Consider the following 8,935-nt stretch of genomic DNA (forward strand, 5'->3'; position numbering starts at 1 on the left):
TCGGAACGGAAATTGTTAGGATGCCTTTATACTTAGATTGCCTTATGAAAAAACTAGCCTTTGCCCTCCTTTTCAGTTTTGCCTCGTTAAGCGGCTTTACCCAGACTGCTGCCGGCCCACAGCCTGCCAAAGCTATAGCACAGGCAGGGGAGAAAACCCTGGAGCAGCGTGCGGATGAGATAACCGCAGGTATGGCCCGCCACCTGCGCCTAACACCTGAGCAGACGCAGAAGATCAGAGCCATAAACCTGTCCAGTATGCAAAGTGCCGAAGCTGCCAAGGTGAAGTTTCAGAAGGAGCCACGCCGCATTGTGCAGCAAATGGATATTATCAGCCAGACCCGGCTCTCGCAACTGAAGGATGTGCTAACTCCTATTCAGTTTCAGCAGTACCAGCAGCGCCGTGAGGAAAAAATGGGCGTGCCGCGTGAGGCTCAGAGCAACCCAACCTCCCGACAAGGCGCTTCTTACCAGGAGAATTACTAGCCTACCCTCCTTTCTGTAATCTCGATTAGCAACAGTATAAGCTTAAAAATCGGCTGCTTCCAGACGGCTTGCCTCCACCTTATTTGCCGATAACTTGCTGACTTCCTCAGTTTCCGCTAGCATATTTAGCCGCTGGTGCTCGGTTACAACAGCCCCTGGCGGGTAAAATAACAGGCGGAACCCTTCGCTAAATGACTTGGCGTGCCGCAAATCCCGGACAATGTCCATCCACTCATGGAACACCAGGTATACCGGGTTAAACGAGGTGACAGGCTTCGTTAGCCCGTATTTTGGTTTTTCCACCTCTGGTTCAAAGGTTCCGAACATCCTATCCCAAATGATGAATGTAGAGCCATAGTTTTTATCAATGTACTGTGGGTTGGAGCCGTGATGGACACAGTGGTGTGACGGTGTGACGAAGATATACTCGATCGGGGCCGGCAATTTCTTCACCAGCTCGGTATGCACGAAAAACTGGTATAGCACCGCCACCTGGTGGCAGATGAAAAAGGTAAAAGGGTCAATACCCAGCAAGGGCACTGGCAGGAAGAAGATAAACTTGATGTGCTGTGTCCAGCTCGTCCGGAACGAAACGGAGAAGTTCATGCGCTCTGAAGAGTGGTGCGTGACGTGCGTGGCCCACCAAAAGCGCTGCTCGTGGGCGATGCGGTGCGCCCAGTAACGGCAGAAGTCCACAGCGACAAAGCAGACAACAAACCCCCACCATGACCGTGGTATAGCCCAAGGCACCATATTGTATACGACCAGTGCCACACCGAAAAGCCATACCTTCAACAGCCCGCTTAGCACCGTATTAACAGCACCAATCGTGAGCGCTGAAACGAATTCGGTTTTATGGTAGTAGTTGCGTTTCCTGTAAACCCCAATCAGCCACTCTGCCACCACAGACAATACAATGACCGGGATAGCGTAGTGCATGATCGTCAAGTCGTTCAGGTGCTGTAAATCATCAAACGTGAATATCTCCTTTTCCATACATGTCAACTGCCATTGGCGCCAGCTTTTAGAACGGGCTTTTCAATAAAGGGTTAAGCCCTGAGTAGAAACATAAGTGCTCAACATGAATGATACTCCAAACCTGAAAACACCATCTGTGATTAGTTTGCGTACATTTGCAAAAAAAAAACAGCTATGCGTATCCGAAAAAAAGTAAAAGCAAGCCTGCCTGCCCAAGCATCGCGGTTCGCTGCCCTTGATATATTTGTGAAAGCCGCCGAGAAGGAAAACTGGACAGAGCAGGAAGTGCAGTACGTGATCAATGAAGTAGTAGAGGCCCAGGACGATAAAGAAGGCCACGAGATTTTAAGGGATTACGTGCAATAACCCTAAAAAAGCCGCTCCCAGGGTATGGCAGCGGCTGTATACCTCTCCAAGTATAAATCAGGCAGTGGTCTGTGGTTGAAGCTGTAGTTCCTGCGCGTGATCCTGCAACACCTCGATGATAAAGTTGATATGGGCGGGTAGTTCTACGCCAAACAGCTCCGCTCCTTTGCGCACTTCATCACGATCGACAGAGGCTGCGAAGCTTTTCTGCTTTAGTTTCTTCATGACCGACTTTGCCTCCAGCCCTTGTAAACGGTCAGGCCGTACCTGGGCACAGGCTACCACAAATCCTGTTAATTCGTCGCAGGCAATCAATGCCTTATCCAATAGGCTGTCGTAGCTTACGCCCCAATGGGTATAATGCGCAGAAATAGCGTGTGCGATCTCCTCTTCCCCTCTCTCCCGCAGCATTCCCACAATCACGTTTGGGTGTTGGTCTGGATACGCCTCGTAGTCTGCATCGTGCAACAGGCCGGTGATTGCCCATTTCCCGCAATCCTCCCCTAGCTCTATGGCGTAAGCCTGCAGCACTAGCTCTACTGTGCGTGCATGGCGCAGCAGGCTTTCGCTTTTCGTTATGCGGTGTAATATCTCTATGGCCTCTTCTCGTTTCATATTATTAGGATAGTCGGGATAAAAACACCTAAAATACAGCTTCTGGGGCAGCCATCAAAGTCAGGCGGATGGAGTAGTCGGTGGTTGTTGGTCATGTTGCTGCAAAACCGCCTGCAGTTCTTCGCGCAGCCCCTTTATCTCTTCGTGCAGAGCCTTTATCTGGCTTGCACCCGCTACCTCTGCCTCGGCACTGCCCGCATCACGGTCTATAAAATAAGTGGCCAGTGTGGCGGTAAAATAACCAAACACTGCAAAGCCATACATGGCCAGCAGCAGGCACAACACGCGCCCTTCCGGCGTAACCGGAAAATAGTCGCTCCCGATGGACGTCAGCAGCATCACCGTCCACCATACCGCTTCGCCATAGCTTCCCAGCCCATGTTCGCGTTCTAAGGCAAACATGCCCGCAGCACCGGCGGCAACCACAATCAGTGTAAGGGTAGCCATATACCCGAAGGCGCGCCGCGACATAGATTTGCTGAGGCTGCGCATACCCCGGTTAAGGGACCCGACAACTTTTACCAGCCGTAGCCCACGGGTTGCCCGGACAGTGCTGATGAGCCTGAAGGCTCTTGTGATTCGGAAAAGGCGGAGCGCAGGCACGGCCAAAGAAATAGTGGTCAACACATTCCGCCGCAGGAAAAGGATTTTGTGGGGAGCCAGGATCAGCTTCAGAATAAAATCGAGGATAAAAATCCCCCAGATGATGTTGCTGATCAGTTGCAGCACCGCGCTAAGCCCGGAGATGAACTCCACTATTAACAGCACAAGCCAGATAAAGCCCAGAATCACCATAGGTAATTCCAGGGCATTTTCCAGCCTGTTGAGCAGTTCATACCGCTCGTGCTCTAATTCTTGCTGTTGAGGGTCCTTTGGCAGGTTTGTTTCTCCCATAATTACTTTAGGCGCCAAACAGCGGTTGCGTTTCCGGCTGTTTTGCCTAAAGTACGGGGACTGCCTAGGTTCGTTAAGAAATGTGGGAAGGGACCTTAGTTAAGCTTCGCGATTTGAACATCATCCCAAAAGCCCATTACCTTGTCCTTCTCGCCCACCAAAATATCGATGCGCTTACGGATGCGGCGGTTCATGATGTCCCGCACAATATACAGGCCGTCTAGTTCTTTGGAGAGGCCGGTAACTTTTACGGAGTCGCCGTAGCTGATATCACCGCCCCAGCGGCTGTGCAGGTCACGCGATACGGCAATCCAGCGGTGCTTTTTAGGATTGTTTTTATTGATGCGTGAGCCATCTGCGGTGATAAACGGAGAAGAGTCGGTCTGACCTGGTACCGGGAAGTAAACTGACGCGGAGACAGTCATCGTTTCGTCGGTTGGCTCTTCTATATCTACTACTGTACGGCTAGGTGCTTCAAGATTTATCGTAGCCGTCGCTGCTTGTTCTGTTTTAGTTGCTGTTGTGTCGTCGTTGAATAAGGAAAATTCTTCAGCCACAGCTACCACAATGGAGAATATGGCTGCGAGTAATTTTGTCCTAAACATAAGCTATCATTTCGTGGAACATAGATAGTGTTTACAATAACCCGCTTAAACGACATCGATTTAGAATAGTTCGCTACCGCGGTATGCAACACTTTAAAGTCTCCATTAATGACAAGAACCATGCACAAGTTGTTAAAAACTAAATATATTTTAATTTTATATGATAATAGTTAAGTAAAAAGGACAACTTTTTTTCTTTGGCATCGTGCTAAAGCGAGATTCCCAACATATCGTAAGTATCTGATTTACTTAATAATGCAGCATAACAGGCTTGTCGCAGGAAGCGAAAACCTGTAGATTATTTCCCCACATTGTAGAAAAAAGCAGCAACCTGACTCGTGGCTTGCTCAATATATAAAAATTATTTTTTGCTAAAATGCTTGTCGTACAAGACGTAGGCCACAAAGGCACCCAAGCTCACAGCCGATACCCAAATAAGGCCTGTTTTGAGGCGCTCGTTGTCCTCACCGAGCCAGGCCAGGAGAATGGTGAGCGGGACTATACCTGCCAGGGTAGCTCCTATAAATCTAAAGTAGCCCATCTTGGCTAAGCCTGCCACAAAACTCACCGCGTCGTTAGACAGGAAAGGTGATACGCGGGCAATCATGACAGCCCAAAGGCCATATTTTTCCACAAATCCCGTGACCTTACGTTCCGTCTTGCGCCCAATCAGCTTGCTGACCCCGGCCTCTCCTACGCCATGGCCAATCCAGTAACCGATGGACGAGGCCACCACAACAGCGCCTATTGCAATGAGGGATCCCCAAAAATGGCCATAAGCGATGATTGCCACTAACATCAGGGCTACCACATTGATCACCAGCAGGAACATTTGCGCCACCATGGCCAGCACAATAAAAAACGGCCCCCAAAACCCGAACTGGCTTACCCAATTAGATATGCGCCTTTCATCGCCGCTCGTCAGGGCATCCCACCCTTTTTGCACCTCTGCCTGAAATCCGGGGAAGATAAAGTAGGCGAGCACCAGGCACCCGATAATAATGCCTGTGATGATCAGCGGCCATTTGCTTTCCTTGCTCTTTTCCTCATCCGTTTGATGTTCCGGGGCTTTGGTCTGCTCCGCCTCATGGGAATAATTGCCTCTAGCAGGCCTCTGGTCTGGATGTATCTTATCTTTCTGGTGATCGGTCATTGCCTTTTCTTTGGTGATACCCATCTGTTAGACGAAGCAGCAGCGTATCGGGTTTGAACTTTTGCCTGACCGGTTTTGGTATCCAGTGTGTAAGCATAGCAATCCTTGGCTACGGAGGGCTCTTTCACCTCATACTGCACGCCAAAGTAATGGTAATTCGCCCCAAGGGTATTGCTCATGTGGCGTTGCACGACAGAATGGGAGATAGGCTGCTGCCCGGCAGGTTTCACGGTGCGTTCGCCGTAAATAAGCGCCGCCACCAGGCCTGCAAACAGGCCGCTGACATGCCCCTCCCAAGACACCTGTTCCTCATTCGGGAAAAGGCCATAGAACAAGCCGCTGTATAAGAAAAGCACGGCCAGCGACACGGCCATAGCACCCCGGTTCTGCCGCAAGAACCCATGGAAAAGCAGGAACCCGGCCAGGCCATACACCAGTCCGCTCGCTCCCACATGATACGCTTGCCGCCCGATAAGCCATGTCATCAGCCCACTGAGCACGTATACTAGCAGAAAGACCCTACTGGCAACCTGCCGATGCAGAAACAGGATAAACCCCGAGAGCAGGACCAGCGGAAAGGCATTAGAAAGCAGGTGCAGCAAGCCACTGTGGATCAGCGGGGACGTTACCACACCGATTAAGCCGAAGAAACGGCGTGGCATTACGCCCAGCCAGGTCAGGTTGGCATCAGTGAGGTAGCTAAGCAAGCCAATAAGCACCAGCAGGGCAACAAACAAAGCCCCTGGCAGGAAGCTGTAGCCAAAGTTAGTTTGCTGCTCTTGTGAGTGCAAAGGGTATGAATCAGTATAAGTTCTGCGCATAGATGGCGTAAACCCGCTTGAGGTTCGGACTGTTTTTAAGGAAAGATAAAATTTATATCTAAAACCTGCGCTTTATATGCAATCTACTCTTCCCGGATTAACGTAAAACAGTGGCCAAATACACGCTCCTGAAAATTATTTGAGTGTTGTTGCTACTATCCATTTGCTTAAGAAGCGGCCAATGGCAAGAAAGCCGCACTTCACCCGTTTTTGTAAGAAATGAAACCTATCACTCAATATTGTACCAATAGCTCCAGCTCTGCATGGCGCTTCCTTGCCATTGCCCTGCTGCCATTCTGCCTCGCCGCCTGCGACACCACCACAAGTGCACAGCAGCAAGCCAACCTTGACCCTGGCAGCAAAGTGCTCGAGAGAGGGCATCCCTACCTTCGGCCTGCTACTTTAGTTGCCGCCCTGCAAGAGCCCGAATCAAATTGGGTTGATTCTGTTTTCAATACCCTCACACCCGACGAGCGCATTGCCCAGTTGATGGTTGTGGAAGCCTTTTCGGATAAAGGACCTGCCTACGAAGCCGACGTAATGCGGCTGATCAAGCAGTACAAGGTGGGCGGCATCATTTTCTTCCAGGGTGGCCCCGTTCGCCAGGCTATCCTCACCAACAAGTACCAGGCAGCCGCCAAAGTGCCTTTGCTCATCTCGATGGATGCGGAGTCCGGCGTCGGCATGCGCCTGGACAGTACCGTGCAGTACCCATTCCAGCAGATGCTGGGTGCCGTAGCCGACCATGAGTTGATCTATGAAATGGGTGCTCAGATCGCGGCGGAATTTAAGCGGCTTGGAATGCATGTCAACTTCGCGCCAGTGGCTGACATTAATAACAACCCGAATAACCCCATCATCAGTTACCGCTCGTTTGGTGAAAACCGAGAGGATGTAACCTCAAAAAGCATTGCCCTGATGCAGGGGATGCAGCAAAACGACATTATTGCGGTAGCCAAGCACTTTCCGGGGCACGGCGACACAGACGTAGACTCTCACCACGACCTGCCTGTTATACCCTTCAACCGCCAGCGCCTCGACTCGCTGGAGTTATACCCTTTCCGCGAAATGATTGAGTACGGCCTGGGCGGCATCATGGTGGCCCACATGCACATCCCCCGTCTAGATAACACGGAGAACCTCCCCTCTACGCTGTCCAAGCCTATTGTAACAGATCTGCTCCGCAAGCAGCTCGGCTTTGATGGGTTGATATTCACGGATGCGATGGTGATGAAAGGAGTAACGAAGTACTTTCCGCCCGGAGAGGCTGAGGCTCGGGCCTTGATGGCGGGGAATGATATACTGGAGCGCCTGAACAGCGTGCCCAGGGCGATTCGTGCTATAAAAACCGCCATTGCCCGCGGAGATATATCGCAGGCCGAGATAGACCGCCGCTGCAAACGCATACTGGCTGCCAAGCAGTGGGTAGGGCTGGATAAGTATAAGCCGATCGAATTGCAGCAACTGTTCGAAGACCTGAACACACCCGAGGCAGACAGTGTGAACCACGCCATCGCCGAAGCCGCCATCACCCTGTTAAACAACAAGCAAAAAACCCTCCCGGTCCGCCCAAAACGCCGGACCAGGATCGCTACTTTGTCTATCGGGGCCCGGCGCACGACCGCGTTTCAGCGCCAGGTGAACCTGCACGCGCCTGCCACAGATTTTATCATCTCCCGCAAAGCCAACGCCAAGGAAGTGAAACAAGTCTGGCAGAAGCTGCAGCAGTACGACGTGGTGTTGGTAGGTTTATACGGGCCCAGCATCCGGCCAAGCAACAACCTAGGGTACTCAAAGGAGGCGGCGACGTTAGTTCAGCGCCTGGCCCGTTCCGAAAAAACCATCATCACCCTTTTCGATAATGCCTATACCCTCAACCAATTCCCGGACATTGAGCAAAGCAGTGGGCTTGTCCTGGCCTATCAGCCCCATTTCCATTCCCAGGAAGCAGCCGCCAAGCTTATCTTTGGAAAGCTCGAGGCCAGAGGGAAGCTGCCGGTAACCGTGAACAAGTTTTATGCCTATGGTCATGGCCTGAGGCAAGATGCATCGCTGCTGGCTACCCCATAGTATCTTCGGCAGGTGCTTTCCGTATTCCTAAAAGATTAGGTACAGACCTCAAAAAAGAGCAATATGAATACTTGGAAATCATTAATTCGGGTGGCTTTTGTCGCGTGCACCAGCTTTATGGTAGGGAGCTGCGAAGGCCGCCGGGATGTGGAAGAAACTGGCGAGATAACCGTGGACACAGCTGAGCGAGATGACACAGCCCTTGTTTACAAAAGCGGGAAGACAGCCGAAGATGAACTGGATGAGTTCCGGAATTGGCTGAACAGGCAAACCGAGCGAGGCGATACGGCCATCAGGCGGGAATGGCCTGCGGTGCGCGAGGAATTGCGGGAACGGAACGCCAAGCTAGAGCAGAAGTTCGACAGCCTGACAGAGCAGTCTAAAGCGGAGTACCTTGACTTGCAGAACCGCTACCGCCGCTGGGAGGAACGCCAGGAGCGCCGCCAGCAGCAGCCTCTTGACCCAGCAGCCGTGGGGCGCTGGCAAAACCAGTTGCTGCGCAGCTACAGCAATTTAGACCAGATACAGCCTGGCAATATCCGGGAGGCATACCTCACGTTTATGGGCGAGGTCAGGACCAATCGACGTTCCTGGTCGCAGAACGATTGGGATTATGTGGATTATGTGTACAGCCAGCTAAACCAGCGCCGCCGCACCATGGAGAGCCAGCTCAGAACCGGTGACAAGCTAAAGATCAGAACGTTGCAGGCAGAGTACCTGGCTCTAGAGGGCAGCGCAGACACGCAAGATATGCTACGGGGAGATGCCAACTAAAAGCACAAAAAAGGGGGACAGTTAACTTAAACTGTCCCCCTTTTTATGCAATATGTCCCGTCCTGAAATAGGTTGACACTAAACACAACCTTATATGGAAAAAGGGGAAGAGAAAAAAAGCAAGCGTACTCAGTGCGACTATACCCTGGGCTTTAAGTTAGCTGTAGTAGCCCA

Annotated in this window: 10 protein-coding genes; 4 read left to right on the top strand and 6 right to left on the bottom strand. The window is 51.5% G+C overall.

Going from position 1 to position 8,935, the window contains the following annotated elements; translation table 11 throughout:
- The first annotated feature begins 44 nt into the window (after nucleotides 1-44).
- Entirely contained in the window at nucleotides 45-485 is a 441-nt protein-coding gene (locus tag ACXYMU_RS20085) for a hypothetical protein (RefSeq protein WP_458988216.1), read from the top strand.
- Nucleotides 486-527: 42 nt separating this feature from the next.
- Here ACXYMU_RS20085 and ACXYMU_RS20090 read toward each other — a convergent pair whose 3' ends face one another.
- Complete coding sequence (locus ACXYMU_RS20090) at nucleotides 528-1,481, bottom strand: sterol desaturase family protein (protein ID WP_458988217.1); 954 nt, start codon at nucleotides 1,479-1,481, stop codon at nucleotides 528-530.
- 156 nt (nucleotides 1,482-1,637) lie between these two features.
- Here ACXYMU_RS20090 and ACXYMU_RS20095 point away from each other — a divergent pair, with 156 nt between their 5' ends.
- A complete protein-coding gene (locus tag ACXYMU_RS20095; RefSeq protein WP_458988218.1) occupies nucleotides 1,638-1,829 on the top strand; it encodes a hypothetical protein in 192 nt (63 codons plus the stop codon).
- A 57-nt stretch (nucleotides 1,830-1,886) separates the two neighbouring features.
- Here ACXYMU_RS20095 and ACXYMU_RS20100 read toward each other — a convergent pair whose 3' ends face one another.
- From ACXYMU_RS20100 to ACXYMU_RS20120, 5 genes are all read right to left on the bottom strand, one after another.
- The gene (locus tag ACXYMU_RS20100; RefSeq protein ID WP_458988219.1) at nucleotides 1,887-2,444 is read right to left on the bottom strand and encodes an HD domain-containing protein; all 558 of its coding nucleotides are present in this window, start codon (nucleotides 2,442-2,444) and stop codon (nucleotides 1,887-1,889) included.
- A 60-nt stretch (nucleotides 2,445-2,504) separates the two neighbouring features.
- On the bottom strand, nucleotides 2,505-3,338 hold the full coding sequence (locus ACXYMU_RS20105; RefSeq protein ID WP_458988220.1) for a potassium channel family protein: 834 nt from the start codon (nucleotides 3,336-3,338) through the stop codon (nucleotides 2,505-2,507).
- A 95-nt stretch (nucleotides 3,339-3,433) separates the two neighbouring features.
- A complete protein-coding gene (locus tag ACXYMU_RS20110) occupies nucleotides 3,434-3,943 on the bottom strand; it encodes a hypothetical protein (RefSeq protein WP_458988221.1) in 510 nt (169 codons plus the stop codon).
- Nucleotides 3,944-4,304: 361 nt separating this feature from the next.
- Complete coding sequence (locus ACXYMU_RS20115; RefSeq protein WP_458988222.1) at nucleotides 4,305-5,096, bottom strand: TVP38/TMEM64 family protein; 792 nt, start codon at nucleotides 5,094-5,096, stop codon at nucleotides 4,305-4,307.
- The gene (locus ACXYMU_RS20120) at nucleotides 5,093-5,887 is read right to left on the bottom strand and encodes a rhomboid family intramembrane serine protease (protein WP_458988223.1); all 795 of its coding nucleotides are present in this window, start codon (nucleotides 5,885-5,887) and stop codon (nucleotides 5,093-5,095) included. The genes ACXYMU_RS20115 and ACXYMU_RS20120 overlap by 4 nt, the downstream gene beginning before the upstream one ends.
- A 249-nt stretch (nucleotides 5,888-6,136) precedes the next feature.
- On the opposite strand from ACXYMU_RS20120, the gene ACXYMU_RS20125 reads away from it, so the two are divergent.
- Together ACXYMU_RS20125 and ACXYMU_RS20130 are read left to right on the top strand one after the other, a co-directional pair.
- Nucleotides 6,137-7,987, top strand: a complete 1,851-nt coding sequence (locus ACXYMU_RS20125; RefSeq protein WP_458988224.1) for a glycoside hydrolase family 3 protein — start codon at nucleotides 6,137-6,139, stop codon at nucleotides 7,985-7,987.
- Nucleotides 7,988-8,050: 63 nt separating this feature from the next.
- Nucleotides 8,051-8,761, top strand: coding sequence for a hypothetical protein (locus tag ACXYMU_RS20130; protein ID WP_458988225.1), 711 nt, complete (start codon nucleotides 8,051-8,053; stop codon nucleotides 8,759-8,761).
- Nucleotides 8,762-8,935: the final 174 nt, after the last annotated feature.

It is taken from the genome of Pontibacter sp. CAU 1760 (assembly GCF_054482735.1).